At 73.5% G+C, this 19710-nt stretch carries 12 protein-coding genes, 1 tRNA gene and 1 pseudogene; 1 reads left to right on the top strand and 13 read right to left on the bottom strand.

The window, feature by feature from the left end:
* Positions 1–163: 163 nt before the first annotated feature.
* Together O1G21_RS21155 and O1G21_RS21150 are read right to left on the bottom strand one after the other, a co-directional pair.
* Positions 164–1465, bottom strand: coding sequence for a DNA cytosine methyltransferase (locus tag O1G21_RS21155; RefSeq protein ID WP_270146060.1), 1302 nt, complete (start codon positions 1463–1465; stop codon positions 164–166).
* Positions 1466–1848: 383 nt separating this feature from the next.
* Positions 1849–1922: transfer RNA gene (locus O1G21_RS21150), tRNA-Thr, on the bottom strand.
* Positions 1923–2104: 182 nt separating this feature from the next.
* On the opposite strand from O1G21_RS21150, the gene leuE reads away from it, so the two are divergent.
* On the top strand, positions 2105–2758 hold the full coding sequence (gene leuE, locus O1G21_RS21145; RefSeq protein WP_270146059.1) for a leucine efflux protein LeuE: 654 nt from the start codon (positions 2105–2107) through the stop codon (positions 2756–2758).
* 16 nt (positions 2759–2774) lie between these two features.
* On the opposite strand, the gene O1G21_RS21140 is transcribed toward leuE, so the two are convergent.
* The 11 genes and pseudogenes from O1G21_RS21140 to bldG all read right to left on the bottom strand — a co-directional run bounded on the left by O1G21_RS21140 (position 2775) and on the right by bldG (position 19577).
* Entirely contained in the window at positions 2775–4445 is a 1671-nt protein-coding gene (locus O1G21_RS21140; RefSeq protein ID WP_270146058.1) for an alpha/beta hydrolase, read from the bottom strand.
* Positions 4446–4571: 126 nt separating this feature from the next.
* Positions 4572–5750, bottom strand: coding sequence for a hypothetical protein (locus O1G21_RS21135; protein ID WP_270146057.1), 1179 nt, complete (start codon positions 5748–5750; stop codon positions 4572–4574).
* A gap of 322 nt (positions 5751–6072) precedes the next feature.
* Positions 6073–7284, bottom strand: a complete 1212-nt coding sequence (locus tag O1G21_RS21130) for a DNA polymerase III subunit delta' (RefSeq protein WP_270151151.1) — start codon at positions 7282–7284, stop codon at positions 6073–6075.
* Positions 7285–7496: 212 nt separating this feature from the next.
* Complete coding sequence (gene tmk, locus O1G21_RS21125) at positions 7497–11015, bottom strand: dTMP kinase (RefSeq protein ID WP_270146056.1); 3519 nt, start codon at positions 11013–11015, stop codon at positions 7497–7499.
* A 237-nt stretch (positions 11016–11252) separates the two neighbouring features.
* Positions 11253–14129 carry a type I DNA topoisomerase gene (gene topA / locus O1G21_RS21120; protein WP_270146055.1) on the bottom strand — a complete coding sequence of 959 codons (2877 nt, stop codon included), beginning with the start codon at positions 14127–14129 and terminating at the stop codon, positions 11253–11255.
* A gap of 408 nt (positions 14130–14537) precedes the next feature.
* On the bottom strand, positions 14538–15017 hold the full coding sequence (locus O1G21_RS21115; protein ID WP_270146054.1) for a DUF3592 domain-containing protein: 480 nt from the start codon (positions 15015–15017) through the stop codon (positions 14538–14540).
* 171 nt (positions 15018–15188) lie between these two features.
* Positions 15189–16721: a DUF7059 domain-containing protein gene (locus tag O1G21_RS21110; RefSeq protein ID WP_270146053.1), complete on the bottom strand. Its 1533-nt coding sequence runs from the start codon at positions 16719–16721 to the stop codon at positions 15189–15191.
* Positions 16722–17071: 350 nt separating this feature from the next.
* Positions 17072–17845, bottom strand: coding sequence for a small secreted protein (locus tag O1G21_RS21105; RefSeq protein WP_270146052.1), 774 nt, complete (start codon positions 17843–17845; stop codon positions 17072–17074).
* Between the two features lie 167 nt (positions 17846–18012).
* A pseudogene (locus O1G21_RS21100) lies at positions 18013–18380 on the bottom strand (cyclophilin-like fold protein).
* Positions 18381–18656: 276 nt separating this feature from the next.
* Positions 18657–19076 carry an ATP-binding protein gene (locus tag O1G21_RS21095; RefSeq protein ID WP_270146051.1) on the bottom strand — a complete coding sequence of 140 codons (420 nt, stop codon included), beginning with the start codon at positions 19074–19076 and terminating at the stop codon, positions 18657–18659.
* A gap of 159 nt (positions 19077–19235) precedes the next feature.
* Positions 19236–19577 carry an anti-sigma factor antagonist BldG gene (bldG, locus tag O1G21_RS21090; protein WP_188305076.1) on the bottom strand — a complete coding sequence of 114 codons (342 nt, stop codon included), beginning with the start codon at positions 19575–19577 and terminating at the stop codon, positions 19236–19238.
* Positions 19578–19710 lie beyond the last annotated feature (133 nt).

The following is a 19710-nucleotide window of genomic DNA, read 5'->3' as shown; positions in this document are numbered from 1 at the left end:
AATCGCCCGTCGCCCAGGTCCACCAGCCTCCGGTGGCTACCGCCGGCGGCTCGGTCCTGCTCCGCGGACGCTGCGGCACGGCTCCTGCCCTGCCTACCTTTCCAGGCCCGGTCAGGAGGTGTCCTATCCTTCCACCGGCTCTGCGCCGATTTCGTCGCACCAGTCATGAGCGGCCCTCCGCCTGGTCGAGCGCCTTGGCGACGGCGTCGGCGAAGACCGCACCGAGCTTGACCGGGACCGCGTTGCCGAGCTGACGCATCTTCTCACCCCTCGGACCCTCCAGCTTCCAGTCGTCGGGGAAGGTCATGACCCGGGCGGTCTCGCGTACGGTCATGTAGCGGTGCCTGTAGATCTTGCTCTTGGACGACTCCAAGTCGTCCGTGAGCATCACCGATTCGCCCCCCGGCACGCCATGCACGCCGGCCTTGACGGTCTTCGCGGGCCGATCAAGCTCATTGGGCGTGTGCCCCTTGTAGATCCTGGCGTCCGGCCAGCCGATGTGATCGGTGAATCCACCCGCGCGGTACTCCTGCCGGTCGAGTCGGTCCCACGCGATCTTCGGCAGCGGCTTGCCCTCGTTCTCATCGATACCGGCGATGGCGTCGCGGAAGGTGCGCCAGGGCTTGAGGCCGTCGTCCATCAACGGCATGTCCTTCGGCAGCCTGGCCATGACGAGTTCGCGCACATGCTTGGGAACCGTGGGGTGTCGCTCCCAGTAGGAGCCGTCCAGCATGGAGCGGACCAGTGCGGCCTCGGAGTACTGGGGTCGCACGTCCCGCTTGAACTGATCGAGGTCCACGGCCAAATCAGCCCGGAAGGCGACGATGATGATGCGGTGTCTGATCTGGGGTACCCCGTAGTCAGCCGCGTTCACCTGCGTCACCACCAAGTTGTACCGCTTCGATGGATCGCTGGCGGGAACCTCTCGAACCGCCCTGAGAACCGCGTCATGCTCCTTCCAGCCAGCGGCGGGGTCGCGCAGCTCGAACGGCATCTCCATCTCCCGGAGGATGTACTCCAGGTAGGGCCTGAACGACGGCCTGAGCAAGCCCTTCACGTTCTCGCAGATGACGGCTTTAGGCTGGATCTCGCGCATCGCCCGGAACATCTGCGGGAACATGTTCCGCCTGTCCTCGTCGCCCTTGGCGACGCCGCCCAGGCTGAACGGCTGGCACGGTGGCCCGCCGGCGAGAACGTCGACCCGCCGATGCAGGTAGCGCATGTCCAGGTCCTGCACGTCGCCCTCCACCAGCGGCCAAGGCTCGCCGGGCTCGGGGATCCATTCCCTGTCTCCACGGGGCTTCGCGCCATTCGCTTGAAGGCTCTGACAGGCCCGCTTGGCAAACTCGTTGAACAGGAGTGGCCTGAAGCCAGCCCCGTGGACAGCCATGGCCAGACCGCCCGCCCCCGCGAACAGCTCAACCGCGGTGCGGCTCGCATCCGGCCCTTCTTGCAGTTCAGACATTGTGAAAGCATACCGCGGAATTGATGATCAAGGTGCCGATTGTCAAGAATCGATTCCGTTTCGTTTCGCGCGGCCAAGCGTGGCGTGAGCCACTGGAAGGCACGCCAGCTCCGACGTCTGCGATCCCAGGCCAGCGCGCGCTCATCCATCGGCCGACTCTTCATATCGCCGCTGCGCCTTGAGGCTTGTAGGCAGCCAACAAGACCCACCCTCAACATCGACGGTCTCCACCGCTGGGCCTTGTCCACCGCCGTGCACGCCCGCTGCACGGTTCTCCACCGGGAATGATCACGGTGCTGAAAACCGGCGAGGAGCGCCAACCCGAAAGGTCACGGCAAAGCAAAAAGCCCAGGTCATAGGCTAGATGACCTGGGCCTTCACTGAGCCGCCTATGGGATTCGAACCCATGACCTACGCATTACGAGTGCGTTGCTCTGGCCAACTGAGCTAAGGCGGCACCGCTGCCACGTGTGGTGGCAACGCGGGTCAGTCTACACAGGTTCGCAGGTGATCCGTAGCCGGGGTGGTCGGGGGGGTGGGGGGTGCGGTGGGGGCGGATGGTTTTCGCTTCAATCGATCGCCGGTACGACGTTACGATGAGCGCCCCCTGTCACCCCTCCCCCACCCCCGGAGTGCACCGTGTTCGGTGTCAACCACCTGGCGACGTACGTCCTCGGCGCGCTCGTCATCATCCTGCTGCCCGGCCCCAACTCGCTGTACGTGCTGTCGGTCGCCGCCCGCAAGGGCATCCGGACCGGGTACCGGGCCGCGGCGGGCGTGTTCATGGGCGACCTCACGCTGATCAGCCTGACCTCGCTGGGGGCCGCCTCGCTGCTGAAGGCCAACCCGGCGGTGTTCGCGGTGGTCAAGCTCGGCGGCGCCGCCTACCTGCTGTGGATCGGGTTCGGGATGCTGCGGGCCGCCCGCCAGCTCTGGCGCGAGCGCCGGGCGGAGGCCGACCCGGCGGCGGCCGAGGCGGCGCCGGAGGCGGGCGAGCGGCCGTTCCGGCGGGCGCTGGTGATCAGCCTGCTCAACCCGAAGGCGATCCTGTTCCTGCTGTCGTTCTTCACCCAGTTCGTCGACCCGTCCTACGGACAGCCCGCGCTCTCCTTCGCCCTGCTCGGCGGCATCCTGCAGACCTTCAGCCTGCTCTACCTCTCCCTGGTGATCTTCGCCGGCACCACGCTCGCCACCGCGTTCCGCCGCCGCAAGCGCCTGTCCGCGACCCTGACCAGCGGCGTCGCCGTGCTGTTCGCGGGCTTCGCCGCGAAGCTGGCGGTCTCCTCCGCCTGACAACGCGAAAGCGCGGCTACCGGTCGCAGCGCTGGCCCTGCTCCGGGGCCTCCCCGGTGAGCAGGTACCGGTTGACCGCGTCGTCCACGCAGGTGCTGCGCCGCCCGTACGCGGTGTGGCCGTCCCCGTCGTAGGTGAGCAGTCGGCCGGACTCGAGCTGCCCGGCCAGCGAGCGGGCCCAGGCGTACGGGGTGGCCGGGTCGCGGGTGGTGCCGACGACGACGATCGGGGCGGCACCGGTGGCCCGGATGGTGTGGGCCGCGCCGGTGGCCCGGACCGGCCAGTAGGCGCAGGTCAGCGCCATCCAGGCCATGTCGCGGCCGAAGTGCGGCGAGGCCCGTTCGAAATCCGGCACCGCCCGCTGCACGTCCTCCGGCGAGCGGAACGGGGCGGGCAGGTCGAGGCAGTTCACCGCCGTGTTGGCGAACATCAGGTTGGGGTACGTGCCGTCCGCCTTGCGCCCGTAGTACGCGTCGGAGAGCTTCAGCAGGCCGGTGCCGTCGCCCGCCCTGGCGTCAGTGAGCGCGGTGCGCAGCTTGGGCCACAGGAATTCGGCGTACATGGCCTGGACCACGCCGGTGGTGGCCTGGGAGGCGGTGAGCCGGCGCCCGTTGTCGGTGCTCGGCAGCGGCTGGGCGTGGACGGCCGCGAGCAGGGCGTTGAGCTGGTCGCCGACCTGCTGCTCGGTGCGGCCGAGCGGGCAGTCCTCGCGTTTGGCGCAGTCCTTGGCGAAGGCCCCCCAGGCGGTCTCGAAGCCGCCGGCCTGGGTGCGGTTGCCGGTGACCGAGTCGAGCGCCGGGTCCATCGCGCCGTCCAGCACCAGCCGCCCGACCCGGCTCGGGAACAGCCCGGCGTAGGTGGCGCCGAGGAAGGTGCCGTACGACTTGCCGACGAAGTTCAGCCGCTCGTCGCCGAGCAGGGCACGCAGCACGTCCATGTCGCGGGCCGCCTCGACGGTGCTGAGGTGGCCGAGCGCGGGTCCGGCCTGCTTGCGGCAGCCCTCGGCGAACTCCTTGTCGGCGGCGACCAGCGCGTCGATCGCCCGCTGGTCGCCGGGGGCCAGATCGGCGGCGGTGAAGGCGTCCATCCGCTCGCCGCTCAGACAGCTGACGGGGTTGCTGCGGCCCACCCCGCGCGGGTCGAGGCCTACCAGGTCGTACCGGGTGCGCACGGTGCGGTCGAACGTCCCGGCGACGGTCTCCAGGTACTCGATCGCCGAGCCGCCGGGACCGCCCGGGTTGAGCAGCAGCGAACCCAACCGGGCCTCACCGCCTGCGCCGGCTGAGCCACTTGAGCCACTGGTACTGCCGGAGCCGCCCGGTACGACGGCGGCGCGGACGGCCGAGAGGGTGAGGTCGCCGTCGCCGGGTCGGTCGTAGTCCGTCGGCACCCGGAAGGTCGTGCACTCGAACCCGCCGTCGCACGGCTGCCAGGTCGGCCGCTGCGCGTAGTACGGCGCGAGCGCGGCCGGTACGACGGCGGGCAGCGGCTCCAGCGGGGTCACGGCGGCAGCCGAAGCCGCGCCGGACCCGGTGGAGGCGGTCGAGTCGGACGAGCCGGACGAGCCGGGCTCACCGGCCCCCGTGGCCGAGCCCGGGGAACCCCCGCTGCACCCGCCCGCCGAGACCGCCACCAGCCCGACCGCGAGCACCACGGCCGCCACCCGCACCCGCCCGAAGGCCCTCATCCGCTTCCTCTCCACCGCTCCGGGACATCCGAGAAAAGTACGAGAAAAGTACGAGAACGAAGAAACGACGCTGCCCGGTACCCGTCCCCCGGGTACCGGGCAGCGTAACGCCCGCTCGGCCGGCGCTCAGGACGCCTTGGCCAGCGCCTCGGCCAGGAACTGCGCCGCCTGCCGGAGCAGCCGCAGCCGCTCCCGGTCCGCGGAGTAGTCCTGCACGTTGTCCGAGATCCGCACATCGGCCTTGGCCGCCGGGCCCGGCCCCGCCTTGAGCGCGCTCTGGAGCTTTCGGGCCGCGTCCAGCCCGGCGGCGTCGCCCTTGGCGGCGGCCAGCAGCAGCTTGGCCGAGCTGCCCGCCGGGGCCTCGGCCCCGGTCTGGGTGAGCGCGGCGGCGTCGTAGCGGCCGGAGACCGCGGCGGCCACGCCGTAGAGGTCCGGCCGGGCCAGCCCGGCCGCGGCCGCGCACGGCGCGCCGCCCTCGACCCCGAGGGTGCCCCAGGAGGCCGGACCGGGCGGGAAGGTGCGGAAGGAGGCCGCGATGGTGGTGCGCAGCGTCGCGTCGTCGGCGACGGCGGCCGGGGCGGCGGCGACCAGCTCGCAGGGGTGCGCGGTGCCGCTCGGCGCCTCGGGCGCGACCAGGATGAACGGACGGACCCGGCCGGTCTGCAGGGCCGCACCGATGCCCTCGAAGACGTCCGGCACCTCGGCGTCGGCGGTCTTGCGCGGGGTGGCGGCGTGGATCACGACGACCGGGAAGCGCGCGTTCGACTCCTTGGCGTACTGCGGCGGCAGCCAGACCCGGACGTTGCGCGGTTTCCCGTCGGGTCCGAGCACGGCGGACTGCAGCAGCTCGCCGCCGCCCGGATGCCCGACGCTGTCGAAGCGGCTGGTCACGGCGGGCGTCCCGCCCGGCGTCGCACTCGCGGACGCAGCGGGCGCGGCGGACGCCACAGCGTCCGGCGGCGCCGCCTGCTGCCGGACCGCCGCCCCCGGCACCGACCCCGGCGCCGACCTCGGCCAGGCCCCCGCCGCGGCCGCGTCGATGGCGGACCCCGCTCGGTCGGCCCCCGCGCCGCCCCTGCTCAGCCCGCCGAACGCCCCGAGCGCGGTGAGCACCGTCAACGCGGTGACGCACACTCCGCAGACCATCGCCCCGCCCGCCCGCATCAGCATCGGCCACCGGTCGCCGGCCAGTTCGTAGGTCTCGGCGGCCCGCAGGTCGCGCCAGCGCTGGAGCGCACCGCGGGCCAGCCAGAGCCCGCCGACGGCGGCGGCCAGCAGGGGGATGACGAGGAGCGGACGAACCACGGAACGCACCACCTCGGGAGGAGGGCCGACGCCGGACCGGACCCGGTGCCGTACGGGAGGCGACCGCTCCGGCGGGCGGGCCCTCCCGACGGGGAGGCCCGGGCTACGGCCGGGGCACAGTCGGCCCCCAGCGTGCACAACGGGTGCGCCGTCACACGCGGGTGTGCCCGGCGAGTATCGCCCGTTCACTCGAAGGTGGGATGCCGGGCCGACTCCGGGAGGCCTACGAAACCGAACCGGGCCGACTCCGGGAGGCCTACGCAACCGAACCAGGACGATCCGGGCAGGACCGGGGAAAGGACCCCGTAGCTGCCGGACGGCCTCAGCCCGCCCGCAGCGCCACCGTCATCGCCTCGACCGCGAGCAGCGGGTCCACGTTGCGGTCCAGCGCCGTGCGACAGGCGAGCACCGCCTCGATCCGGCGCAGCGTGCCCTCGGCCGGCCCGGCCTGGGCGACCCGGTTCAACGCCTGCCGCTGGTCCTCGTTGGCGAGCGCACCGGTGGAGCCGAGCTGGATCGCCAGAACGTCCCGGTAGAAGCCGAGCAGGTCGAGCAGCGCGACCCCGAGGGTCTCCCGGCGGGTGCGGGTGGCGCGGCTCTTCTGCCGCTTCTCCAGTTCCTTGACCGCCCCGGCCATGCCGCGCGGCGCCTTGCCGCCCTCGGCGGCGCCGTAGGCGGCCTTCAGGTCGTCCGTCTCCTTGGCGTCCTGGGTCTCGGCGAGCGCCTCGGCGTCGGCCTTGGCGGTGTCGACCAGGCGCTGGGCGGCCGTCAGGCAGCCACCGATGTCGGCGACCTCCAGCGGGATCCGCAGCACCTCGGCGCGGCGGGTGCGGGCCTGCTCGTCGACGGCGAGGCGGCGCGCCCGCTCGACGTCGCCCTGCCCGGCGAGCGCGGCCAGCCGGGCGGTCTCCGGGTCGACGCCGTCGCGGCGGACCAGCATGTCGGCGACCGCCTCGGCGGCGGGCGTGCGCAGCACCAACAGGCGGCAGCGCGAGCGGATGGTCGGCAGCACGTCCTGGACGGAGGGGGCGCAGAGCAGCCAGACGGTGCGCGGGGAGGGTTCCTCCACACCCTTGAGCAGTGCGTTCGCGGCGGCCTCGGTGAGCCGGTGGGCGGCGTCCACCAGGATCACCGACCAGCGGCCGCCGGTCGGGTAGCTGGAGGCGCGCAGCACCAGGTCGCGCATGTCGCCGACGCCGATGGACAGACCGTCCGTCCGCACGTACTTGACGTCGGCGTGGCTGCCGGCCAGCACGGTGTGGCAGCCGTCGCAGAACCCGCAGCCGGGCGTGCCGCCGAGCGCGAGGTCGGGGCTGGTGCACTGGAGGGCGGCGGCGAAGGCGCGCGCCGCGGTGACCTGCCCGGCACCGGGCGGGCCGGTGAACAGCCAGGCGTGCGTCATCAGGGAGGCGTTCCCGCCCTGGGCCGGAGCGGCACCGCGACCGGCCTCGACCGTCGCCCCGGCCGCCCGGGCCGCGGCGGTCAGCTGGTCGACCACCCGATCCTGGCCCACCAGGTCGTCCCAGACGGCCACTGCTGCTCCCAAGCTCCGTACGACAGCGCTCCCGGCGCCGATTCCCCGCCGTCGAGCATACGTCTCCGCTCCGACAGCCACTGCTCCGTCCAGGTCACGCGGTCACGCGGCCGGCCCCTGGTACCCACGGCCCCGTCCGCTCCGACGACGACGGGCGGCGCCCCCGGGGACCACTGCCCCGACGACGACGCCCGTCCGTCATCCGTACCGGCTCAGCCCCGGCGACCCCAGCGCCGGCCCTTGCCCTTGCCGCCGTCCTCGCCGCGGTCGCCTCCGCCGCGCCGGTCCCCGCCGTCACGCGGACCCGTCCGGCCCTGGTCGCCGCCGCCCTGCTCCCAGCGCGCCCACTCGTCACGCGAGCCGAGCAGGGTGTCGGTCAGGCTCGGCAGGTCGTCCATCGGCGTCTCCTCGGCCCACTCCGGCCGGGGCCGCTCGGCGGTCGGCTGCGGGTCGACCGCCGGCTGGGCGCCGAACGGCGGCACAGTGGCGGACCGACCGTCCACCACCGGCAGCTCACGAGTGCTGTCCCCCGACTCCCCGGAACGCCCCGGCTCCCCGGAACCCGGCTCGACCCGCGGCAGCACCGCGGTCTCGTCCACGGCGGGCACCTTCGGCAGCACGGCCGTCTCGTCAGCCGCCGGCACCTTGGGCAGCACCGCCGTCTCGTCCACGGTCGTCGGCACCCGGGGCAGCCGGGCGGTCGCGTCGGCGGTCCCCGCCGCCCGGACGGCCGCCTGCCGGTCGCGCAGCGTCAGCTCCCGCGTCGCCTCGTCGCCGAGGCCCTCCGGCGCGCCCTGCGGCGTGTCCCGGACCGCCCGCAGCTGCGTCGTGGCCGCGTCCCTGGCCGACGGCCCCGCATCCGACCGAGCCGAACCCGCCTGATCCGAACCCGCCGGACCCGAACCCGGCCGATCCGACCCGACCTGATCCGACCCGGACCCAGCCCGATCCGACCCAGCCCCGGTCCGGTCGGAATCCGACCCGGCCCGACCCGAAGCCGTCTCCGCCGCCGCTGCGGCCGCCGCGAGCGCCGCGGCCTGCGCCAGCCGGGCCTCCTCGGCCCGCTGCAGCGCCTCCTCCGCACGGCGCCGCTGCTCCTCGCGCGCCAGCTCCCGCTGCCGCTGGAGCTCCGCCTGGGCGGCCGCCTCGTCGGCGATCCGCTTGCGCTCGACGGCCTCCGCGGCCAGCCGGGCCTCTTCCTCGGCCCGTCGGCGCGCCTCCTCCTCGGCTCGCCGGCGCGCTTCCTCCTCCGCCCGGCGGCGGGCCTCCTCCTCGGCCTTGCGTCGGGCCTCGGCGGCGATTCGCTCGGCCTCCTCCTTGGCCAGTCGCTCCTTCTCGGCCTGCTCGGCCCGCAGCTGCGCCAGCACCTCCTGCCGCTTGCGCTCGGCCGCCTCCTCCTCGGCCCGCCGACGGGCCTCCTCGGCGGCGCGCCGCTCGGCCTCCTCCTTGGCCAGCCGTTCCTGTTCGGCGCGGGCGGCCTTCTCCTGCTCGGAGAGCGGCAGCTCGCGGTCGAGCCGGTGCCGGATGGCGGTGGTGACGAAGCCGGGGGCCTGGCTGCCGTCCACGACCAGGTAGCGCGCCGGGTCGGCGGCCGCGAGGGCGAGGAAGCCGGCCCGGACCCGCTGGTGGAACTCGGTGGGCTCCGACTCCAGCCGGTCCAGCGCCTCGGTGAAGCGCTCCCGGGCCCTGGTCGGGTCGACGTCCAGCACCACGGTCAGGTCGGGCAGCAGCCCGCCGGTCGCCCAGCGGGAGATCCGGGCGACCTCGGTGGCGGCCAGGTCGCGCCCGGCGCCCTGGTAGGCGATGGAGGAGTCCATGTACCGGTCGGTGATCACCACGGCGCCGCGGGCGAGGGCCGGCCGGATGACGTTCTCGACGTGCTCGGCGCGGTCGGCGGCGTAGATCAGCGCCTCGGCGCGGTGCGACAGGCCGGTGTTGCCGACGTCCAGGACGAGCCCGCGCAGCCGCTGCCCGACGGGGCTGCCACCGGGCTCGCGGGTGAGCACGACCTCGTGCCCCTTGCCGCGGATCCACTCGGCGAGCGCCTGGGCCTGGGTGGACTTTCCGGCGCCGTCGCCGCCCTCCAGGGCGATGAAGAAGCCGGTGCCCGCGCCCCGGTGCGGCACCGGGCCGCCGCCACCGCGCACCGCGTCCATCAGGTCCCGGCCGAACGGCACGGTGCCGCGCCGGTCGTCGGTGCGCAGCAGCACGACGGCGGCGAGAACCAGGGTGAGCAGCCCCGAGGTGGCGACCGCGAGGGCGGCGCCGCCGTGGATGAAGGTGAAGGAGCCGGGCTCGACGGTGCCGTACTCGACGTCCCCGTAGGCCGCGGCGATCAGCGGGACGGCGACCAGCGCGGCGGCGACCACGGCCCGCAGCACCGCGTACAGGTGCTCGGTGACCCTGGCCAGCCGGGCCTCCTCGACCTCCTGGGCGAGCAGGGTGCGCCCGGTCGAGACGACGATCCCGGCGGCCAGCCCGGCCAGCACCGTGAGCAGCAGCACCAGCACGAAGTCCAGCACCAGCCCGGCCAGGATCAGCGCGACGCCCTCGGTGAGCAGCGCCAGCGCGAGCAGCCGGCGGCGGGAGAGCGAGGGCAGGGTGGACCGGGTGAGTCCGGCTCCCAGCGCGGGAGCGCCGGCCGCGGCGAGCACGACCAGGCCGTAGCCGATCGGCCCGGCCCGGTGCTCGGCGGCGGTGAGCAGCGCCAGCGCGGCGACGCCCGCCATCGAGGCGAAGCCGGCCGCGACGGCGAAGGTGAAGTACGGGGCGCTGCCGGTGCGGCCCTTGCTCAGGGCGGGACCGGGGGTCGCGTCGGTCGGGGCGCGCAGCCCGGTCAGCGGCGAGTGCGGGGCGACGGTCACCGGGCCGCCGGGCAGCTGCTGGAGGTAGCCGCGGACGGCCGCGGCGGCGAACAGGCCGGCCGCGCCGAGCGCCGCGAAGGTCAGCTGGTGGGCGCGCAGCCAGTCCGACCCGAGCGCCGCGCCGATGTTGTTGACCAGGGTGAGGACGACCAGGGCGACGGCGCCGAGCGGCACGGTGACCCAGCCGGTGAACCGGTCGATGCTCCGGACGGTGTCCAGGTTGGCGGCGGCCGGCCGCTGCTCGTCGGACGGGCGCATGGGCCCCTCCTGCCCGATGGCGGGCAAGGAGGGAGGGTTGGCCGGCGGCAGCAGCCCGGGGACGGCGGCGGCCTTGGCGATCCCCCACACCCGCTCGGCGGCCCCGGTGAGGAACACGGTGGCGAGCAGCACATAGGTGGCCGCGCCGGAGGGCTTCGGGCCGGAGCCCAGCCAGACCGTCCACCACGGCGCGATGCCGATCAGCAGGGCGCGCAGCACGTCCGCGCCGAACAGCGTCCAGCGCCGGTCGAGCTTCCCGGTGACCAGCTGGTGCACCGGCTCCAGCAGCGCCACGCCGACCAGCCCGGTGGCCACCACCCGGACGGCCAGGACGGCGGCGGTGGCGAAGGCGAGGTTGCGCGGCAGGTCGCCGAGCTGACCGCCCTGGGCGGCGGCGATCACGGTGAGCGCGAGCAGCACCAGCAGCCCGAGCCGGTCGGCGGTGCCGCCGATCAGCTGGGTGGTCCACAGGCGCCGATAGGGCCGGGTCCGCAACAGTGCCCGGGCCCGGTCCGCGGGGGTTCCGGCGGGCGCGACCTCGGGCAGGTCGGGCCCGGTGGCTCTGGCGGCCGGGGCGGCGCTGGGGGTGGGCTGCTCCTCGCTCGTCATACGGTCAGCGTAGCGGGCTGGGCTTTGCCGGATTGAGACGAACGGCGTTCCGGTTCGCCCTCATCACCGGCCTGTGACGATCCCCGCACACACCCGGGTACCGCTCCGCACGGCCTCGGGGCCGTCGCCCCGCACGGATCCCGCGCCGCCCCCACACCGATCCCGCGCCGCCCCCGGACGGACCGCGGGCCCGCACCCCCCGACGGGGGCACGGGCCCGGGTACCGCTGCCGGAGGATCAGCCCTCGTCGGTGGCGGTGGGCTTGCCGGCCGCTGCCTTCTTCGCGGCCGTCTTCTTGGCCGCCGTCTTCGCGGTGGTGGTCTTGGTGGTCGTGGTCTTCTTCGCGGCCGTCTTCTTGGCGGCGGTCTTGGTCGCCGCCGTCTTCGTGGTGGTCGTCTTCTTGGCCGCCGCCTTCTTCGCCGGGGCCTTCTTCGCCGCCTTCTTCACCGGCCCGCGCGCCCGCTTCTCGGCGAGCAGCTCGTAGCCGCGCTCCGGCGTGATGGTCTCGACGTCGTCGTCCTTGCGCAGCGTGGCGTTGGTCTCGCCGTCGGTCACGTAGGGGCCGAACCGGCCGTCCTTGACCACCACCGGGCGCTCGCTGACCGGGTCCGTGCCCAGCTCCTTGAGCGGCGGAGCGGCGGCGGCCCGGCCGCGCTGCTTGGGCTGGGCGTAGATCGCCAGCGCCTCCTCGAGGGTGATCGTGAAGAGCTGGTCCTCGCTGCTGAGCGAGCGCGAGTCGGTGCCGCGCTTGAGGTACGGGCCGTAGCGGCCGTTCTGCGCGGTGATCTCCGCGCCCTCGGGGTCGGTGCCGACCACGCGCGGCAGCGAGAGCAGCCGCAGCGCGTCCTCCAGGGTGACGGTGTCCAGCGACATCGTCTTGAACAGCGAGGCGGTGCGCGGCTTGACCGCGTTCTTGCCGGTCTTCGGCGTGCCCTCGGGCAGGATCTCGGTCACGTACGGGCCGTAGCGGCCGTCCTTGGCGACCAGCATGTTGCCGCTGACCGGGTCCGGGCCGAGCTCGAAGTCGCCGCTGGGCTTGGCCAGCAGCTCCTCGGCCAGCTCGACGGTCAGCTCGTCCGGCGGCAGCTCGTCCGGGATGTCTGCGCGCTGGCCGGGCTCGCCCTCGACGGCGGAGGCCCGCTCGACGTACGGGCCGTAGCGGCCGACCCGCAGGGTGATGTCGTCGCTGATCCGGAACGAGCTGATCTCCCGGGCGTCGATCGCGCCCAGGTCGGTGACCAGCTCCTTCAGGCCGCCCAGGTGGTCGCCGTCGCCGTTGCCGGCCTCGGCGGCACCGCCGGCCGCGCCCTCGCCCTCGCCGAAGTAGAAGCGCTTCAGCCACGGCACGGACTGCGCCTCACCGGCGGCGATCCGGTCGAGGTCGTCCTCCATCTTGGCGGTGAAGTCGTAGTCGACCAGCCGGCCGAAGTGCTTCTCCAGCAGGTTGACCACGGCGAAGGAGAGGAAGGACGGGACGAGCGCCGTGCCCTTCTTGAACACGTACCGGCGTTGGATGATCGTGTCGATGATCGACGCGTAGGTGGAGGGGCGGCCGATCTCCCGGTCCTCGAGCTCCTTGACCAGCGAGGCCTCGGTGTAGCGGGCCGGCGGCTTGGTGGCGTGGCCCTCGGGGGTGATCCGGTCGGCGGCCAGCGGGTCGCCCTGGGCGACCTGCGGCAGCCGGCGCTCGCGGTCGTCGAGCTCGGCGTTCGGGTCGTCGGCGCCCTCGACGTAGGCCTTGAGGAAGCCGTGGAAGGTGATGATCTTGCCGGAGGCGGAGAACTCGACGTCCCGGCCGTCGGCGGAGGCGCCGCCGACCCGGACGGTGACCGACTGGCCGACCGCGTCCTTCATCTGGGAGGCGACGGTGCGCATCCAGATCAGCTCGTACAGCTTGAAGTCGTCACCGCTCAGACCGGTCTCGGCGGGGGTGCGGAAGCGGTCGCCGGAGGGGCGGACGGCCTCGTGCGCCTCCTGCGCGTTCTTGACCTTGCTGGCATAGGTGCGCGGGGCGTCCGGCAGGTAGTCGGCGCCGTACAGCTGGGTGACCTGCGCGCGGGCGGCGGAGATCGCGGTGTCCGACAGCGTGGTCGAGTCGGTGCGCATGTAGGTGATGAAGCCGTTCTCGTACAGCTTCTGGGCCACCTGCATGGTCCGCTTGGCGCCGAAGCCCAGCTTGCGGCTGGCCTCCTGCTGGAGCGTGGTGGTGCGGAACGGCGCGTACGGCGAGCGGCGGTACGGCTTGGACTCGACGCTGCGGACGCTGAACGCGGTCTGCGCGAGGGCGGCGGCCAGCCGGCGGGCGGCCTGCTCGTCCAGGTGCAGGGTGTTGGTGCTGCCGGCCTTGAGCCGCCCGTCCGAACCGAAGTCGCGGCCGCTGGCGATCCGCTTGCCGTCGACCGAGGCCAGCCGGGCGCCGAAGGTCTCCGGGTTGGCGGCGTCCGCCGGGGTCCGGCCGGTGCCGAAGGTGCCGACCAGGTCCCAGTACGAGGCGGTGCGGAAGGCCATCCGCTCGCGCTCCCGCTCGACCACCAGACGGGTCGCCACGGACTGCACCCGGCCCGCCGACAGCTTCGGCATGACCTTCTTCCACAGCACCGGCGAGACCTCGAAGCCGTAGAGGCGGTCGAGGATGCGGCGGGTCTCCTGGGCGTCGACCAAGCGCTGGTTCAGCTCGCGCGGGTTGGCCACCGCCTCCTGGATCGCCGACTTGGTGATCTCGTGGAACACCATCCGGTGCACCGGCACCTTGGGCTTGAGCACCTGCTGGAGGTGCCACGCGATGGCTTCGCCCTCGCGGTCCTCGTCGGTGGCGAGGAAGAGCTCGTCGGACTCCGCGAGCAGCGACTTCAACTTGCTGACCTGGGACTTCTTGTCCGCGTTGACCACGTAGATGGGCGCGAAGTCGTGGTCGACGTCCACCCCGAGGCGGCGCACCTCGCCGGTGTACTTGTCCGGCACCTCGGCCGCGGTGCTGGGCAGGTCGCGGATGTGCCCGACGCTCGCCTCGACGATGTAGCCGGGGCCCAGGTAGCCCTTGATCGTCTTCGCCTTGGCCGGCGACTCGACAATGACGAGTCGCTGTCCGTGCGCGGTCTCGCTGCTCGGGGACACCTTCGCTCTTCTCTCCCGGTCCTTATGTGGCTGGTCGGCGCTGGCAGCACGGGCTGCGCTCCGCCCGACCCCTCCACCGTCCCGGGGCCGCCGCTGCACGACACCCCACCAGCGGAGTGTGACCGTACCCCGGCCACCCTTGTCAAACGGACGGATCCCGCTTTTTCGCTTGCCGCGCTCACCGACGCCACTCGAACGGTAACCCGATGACGGAGGTTCGCGCCCCGTGGAGGGGGGCTTCGGCAGGTTCCGGAGGATGGAATGACGGATTTCAAGATCTGTCAACGGATAAATCGGCGCGCTTGCGGTATCGCGCTCTCCGGATCGCGCCGGGTTGGCCGAGCGGTAGCGGCGGGTCGGCCGTGGCCTCAGAGACTCGGCGGCTCAGCGCCTCAGCGCCTCAGCGCTTCAGCGACCGACAGCTGCCAGCAGCCCGGCGCCCGCCACCAGACAGGCCGCGCCCAAGGCGCTCCACAGCAGGTCGACGACCGCGGCCCGGCCGACCTCCCCCGCCGCCAGCACCGCCCGGCGGGGGCGGTCCGGGTCGTAGCAGATCCGGACCGAGGCACCGGGCGTGAAACGCTCCGGACGGCGCAGCGGGGTGTGACCGCGCGGCCGGGTGAGCACGAGCTCCGCGATCCGGCCGGCGCCGGACCCCTTGTCGTCGCCGATCGTCGGCAGCACCGTCGGCAGTACGGAGAAGGAGAGCAGCGGCGCACTGTCGAGCTGGCCGTGCCCGTCGCTCTCGGCGACCACCGTGGCCACCGCCGACACCCCCAGTCGGCGCACCCGGTGGCGAAGGCGCACTTCGGCGGCGCACCAGAGCAGCAGCACGCCACCGAAGAGGGCGAGCACCAGCCCGCTCACGGTCGCCGTCGTCGTCTCCACCCCTGGCCCCCGGGTCCCCAGCTCTGTCCACAGCCTGTGGACAGAGCCTCACAGCGTCCGACCAACAGGGGGCAGCCGGACGGGGACCGCCGGACAAACCGGGGGGTACGGGCGGATGAACCAGGGGGTGCCCGCGCCGTGTTCTACCGAACGGGACTCACCGAACCGGGCTCACCGAACCGGGTTGATGAACCCCTGCTCGGTCAGCAGCCGGAGCGACTCCGGCACCCGGTCCCGCAGCACCACCCGGTCCTCGCCCAACAGCTGGGCGATGGCGTCCACGATCTCGCCCGCCGACAGCGTCCCGTCGCAGACCCCGACGAACCCGGCGCCCACGGTGTCCACCTTGGTGGCCCGCCGCATGCCCCGGTTGTGCCGCAGCACCACGTGCTCCGGGTCCTCCGCCCCCGGCGCGCCGACCTGCTCCTGGACCACCTCGTCGGCCAGCACGTAGCGGGCCGCGAGCAGGCCCGCGTCGTCGTGCGAGCGCAGGAAGTCCTGCCGGTCGAACCACTCGTCGATGTGCGGGCCGAGCGGCTGCTCCACCGGGTGCGGCCACTCCTCCACCCGGACGGTCGGACGCTCGGCGCCGCTCGCCCGCAGGGTGATCCAGCCCATCCCGATGCCCTCGACCCGGCCCGCCTCGAAGGCGTCCAGCCACTCGCCGTACCGGGCCTGGTAGTCGCCGCCCGGACCGCGGTGGTCACCGCCGTCGCGCAGCCACAACTCGGCGTACTGGGCCACGTCCTGGACCTCGCGCTGGACGATCCAGGCGTCCAGCCCGGTGCCCGCCACCCAGCCGGCCAGCCGCTCGTGCCAATCCTCACCCTTGACGTGCTGCCAGTTGGCGAGCAACTGGCAGTAGCCGCCCGGCTCCAGGTGCTCGGCGGCCGAGCGCACCAGGCTGCGGCACAGGTCGTCCCCGGCCATGCCGCCGTCGCGGTAGGTGAACCGGCCGGCCGGCGAGATGACGAACGGCGGGTTGGAGACGATCAGGTCGAACTTCCGCTCCCCGACCGGCTCGAAGAGGCTCCCGGCGAGCGCCTCGGTGTTGTCGAACCCGGACAGCGCCAGGGTCAGTTCGGTGAACCGCAGCGCGCGCGGGTTGAGGTCGGTGGCGGTGACGCTGCGGGCGTGCCGGGCCGCGTGCAGCGCCTGCACGCCGGAGCCCGAACCGAGGTCCAGCGCCGCCCCGACGGGCCGGCGCACGGTGATGTTGGCCAGCGTGGTGGACGCCCCGCCGACCCCCAGCACCAGGTCCTTGCGGGCCACCCCGTGCGCGGTCTCGCCGGATCCGATCCCGCCCGCACCGCCCACCGCGCAACCCAGGTCGGAGACCACCCAGGCATCCGAACTGGGAAGCCCGGCAACCTCGTTGGCATACGGCCGGACGTCCACCGTGGCACGCACCAGGTCCCCGTCCGGGCGCAGCCAGCCGTCCGCCAGGCAGTCCTCCACCGGCAACGCGGCGGCCGCCGCCTTGTACGGCACCGGCTGCTGCAGCAGGAACAGCCGCACCAGCGTCTCCAGCGGGCTGCCGCCACGCGTCGCGCGCAGCGCCGGAACCGCCTCGCTGCGGGCCAAGGCCGCGTAGCCGGTGGGCCCCAGCAGGTCCAGGCACCCATCGGCGGTGAACGAGGCCTCCAGCAGCGCCTCGCGCAGCTTGGCCAGACGGGTCGGGTCGAGAACGGGGCTACTGATCACCCCGCCATTGTCCCCCGCCCAGCCCCCGGCCCGGCCCTCCGGCCCGCATGGAACGGGCAGTGGCTCGGACCGGTCTGGGACGTGAAGCACCGAAGAGGCCCGACTGGGGCCGTCACCGGGTGCGCACCCTCCTCCGCGCGCCCCCTGCCACTGCCGAAGCGCCCCGCCACCGGACCAGAACACCGGCTCCGGCAGCCCGCCCCCCACCCCGGATCCACGCCCCCACCGCAGCGACTCAGGCTCACCGCTTGGCCGCCGCTCGCGATGCGGCAGGGGCCGGGGCCGCTCCTTCGAGCGACCCCGGCCCCTGCCGCTTCCCGAACCCTTCCGCGCCCGCTTCCCGTCCTCGATCAGCTCGCGCTGGGTGCCGGAGTGGCCGGGGTCGTGGCCGGGGCCGCCGGGGTGGTGGCAGCGCCCGCCGACGGGGTGGCCGCCGGGCTCGCGGTGTCCGTCGCGCCCGGCGCGGGGGTGCCGCTGGGGGCGCCTACCGAGGCGGAGGCTCCGGCGCTCGGGGTCGCGCTCGCGCCCCCGGTGGCCGGGGAGCCGCCTGCGCTACCGCTCGCACCGGCGCTCGGGGTGGCCTGGGTGGGCTTGCAGCCCTCCTGCTTGGCCATCGCGGCGCCGAGGTCGCCGCGCTGCAGCTTGGCCTGCGCCTGGGTGGACAGCGAGGACAACTGCTGCAGCTGGTCGGCGACGCTGTGCAGCCCGTCCGCGAACTTCGCCTGGTCGTTGTTGGGCAGTGCGTCCAGCTTCTTCTGGACGTCCAGGTAGCCGTCGGCCGCCTTCTTCAGCTCGTCGACGGTGTCCTTCTGCAGCGTCGCGCCGTTGTCCACCTTGGGCGCACCGGCCGCGTCGATGGCGGCCGCGATGTCCTGGTTGGTCTTGGCCAGTCGCCCGATGTCCGTCGAGAGCCGCTTCTGCAGGTCCGCGGGGGCCTCACCGGTCTTCACCTGGCCGGTGTCGGCGAGCGCGTTCTGCGACTGGGCGATCGGGTCCTTGGCCGCGCCGCAGACGTTCGACGCCCAGGACTCCAGCTGCTTGCTGTTGTCGTCGCCGCCGCAGCCGACGGCGCCGAACGCGAGCAGCACGCCGAGGGCGGGTACGGCCAGCAGTCGCTTGTTCACCGGGAGAAGCCTTTCGGTTTCGGTCGTCTTCGGTCGTCGAACCTACACGGCCGTCACCGAGCGTCCGGTTCCCGGCTACTCGACTCCCGGCTACTCGGCGCCCTGCCGGCTCCTTGCCAACGAACTTCCGCCCCCGGCCGGACTCGGACCACCGTCCCCGCCCCCGCTCAGGCCCGCTCGACCCGGATCGGGTCACCTGGCCGGACGGTGCTCAGCACCCGGGCGTCCCCGTCCAGCGCACCGAGGACGTTGCAGGGGCTGGCCAGTCGGCACTCGCCGTCGCGCGAGACCGGAGTCGGACCGTACGGCAGCGCGAGGCTGTCGCCGTCCGTCCAGAACGCGACCGTGCCCGGCTCGACGACCTGCTGGGCGCCGTCCTCGCGCGGCACGCTGACGGGCGTGCCGAAGTAGACCTCCTCGCCCCAGGTATTGGCCGTCGAACTGATCGGCAGCTCGGCCCAGAGCGCCTCGGTGGTGGGGGGGTCGCCAGCGTGGCGGTGGCCTGCCCGGCCGGCCACAGGATGCGAATCCGCATGTGCTTCCTCTTCCGCGACAGGTCCGATCGACGATCGGACCCGGTCGTGCCGGAAGCAGCGAACCGCCATAATCAACAATTTGTCAACGGCCACCCGGGGGACGGAATCCCGGCTATGGCTGGGAAGCGCTCCCCCGGACCGCGCCGAAGCCCCGCCGGACCGCACCAGACCGTGCCAGGGCTCGTCAGGGCCGGTCTCAGGCCAGGTCAGGGCCGGTCTCAGGCCGCGTCAGGCCAGGCCCGATGCCGTCGGGGCTCGGGGCTCGTTCGGCGACGTCAGACCCCGACGGAGGCGACCGAGACCGGCCAGCTCATCCGGATCACGCCACCGTCGGCGCCGTTGGCGACCTCCAGGTCCTCGACCAGGCCGGTGATCACGGCGAGACCCAGGGTGTCCTCGTCCGCGTCGCCGCCCTCGGCGGCACCGGGGGCCGGAGCCGCGGCGGGGCCGGCCTCGTCCTCGACCTCGATGAGGAAACGCTTCTCCTGATCGGTCAGCGCGACTCGCACGGTGCCGCCGATGCCACCGCGCTGGTGCAGACCGACCGCACGGGAACATGCCTCACCGACCGCGAGCCGCACCTCGTCGAGCACCGACTCGTCGACCCCGGCCCGTCTGGCGACGGCCGCGGCGACCAACCGGGCCGTCCGCACGTGCTCGGGAAGCGCGCTGAATCGAAGTTCGACGGTTGCCATCTCTCCCCCTCGGGGTGCTCCGACCGGAGCCGACCGTGCGGCCCCGCGGGCCAGCGCTCGACCGGCCCCGTGGCGCCCGGGGAGCACGGGGCCTCGCGGGCCCCTGCACCCCGGACGCGTGGAACGAGCGGGCCGGCCGCGTGGACCGGCCCGGACGCGTCAGTCGGTCGCGGCGACCGCGTCGTCCACCGAGGTGTGGATCGGGAAGACCTTGGTCAGACCGGTGATCCGGAAGATCTTGAGAATGCGCTCCTGGTTGCACACCAGGCGCAGCGAGCCTTCGTGGGCACGCACCCGCTTCAGGCCACCGACCAGCACGCCGAGGCCGGTCGAGTCGAGGAAGTCAACGCCCTCCATGTCGACGACGAGGTGGTACTTGCCGTCGTTGACGAGCTCGACCAGCTGCTCCCGCAGCTTCGGGGCGGTGTACACATCGATCTCGCCGCCAACCTCGACGACCGTACGATCGCCGACTGCGCGGGTCGACAGGGACAGGTCCACGGAACCTCCAGCACCTTGCCTTGCTACGTCATGTGCGATCCTCGGCCGGACGGCCGCCACCGCATGGTCGCGAGCCCGGGCGCGCCAAGCCAACGCGTGGCAAGCCTCAGCGCTGCGACCCACGGCCATACGG

It is taken from the genome of Kitasatospora cathayae, assembly GCF_027627435.1.
Lineage (GTDB): Bacteria > Actinomycetota > Actinomycetes > Streptomycetales > Streptomycetaceae > Kitasatospora > Kitasatospora cathayae.
Note: the sequence above shows the minus strand (reverse complement) of the source record. Positions and strands in the feature narration are given on the sequence as shown.

Bases quoted from the DNA above. Each gene is read 5' to 3' on its own strand.
- O1G21_RS21155 (WP_270146060.1), bottom strand. From the start codon at position 1,465: ATGTCTGAACTGCAAGAAGGGCCGGATGCGAGCCGCACCGCGGTTGAG.
- O1G21_RS21140 (WP_270146058.1), bottom strand. From the start codon at position 4,445: ATGAGGGCCTTCGGGCGGGTGCGGGTGGCGGCCGTGGTGCTCGCGGTC.
- tmk (WP_270146056.1), bottom strand. From the start codon at position 11,015: ATGACGAGCGAGGAGCAGCCCACCCCCAGCGCCGCCCCGGCCGCCAGA.
- O1G21_RS21095 (WP_270146051.1), bottom strand. From the start codon at position 19,076: ATGGCAACCGTCGAACTTCGATTCAGCGCGCTTCCCGAGCACGTGCGG.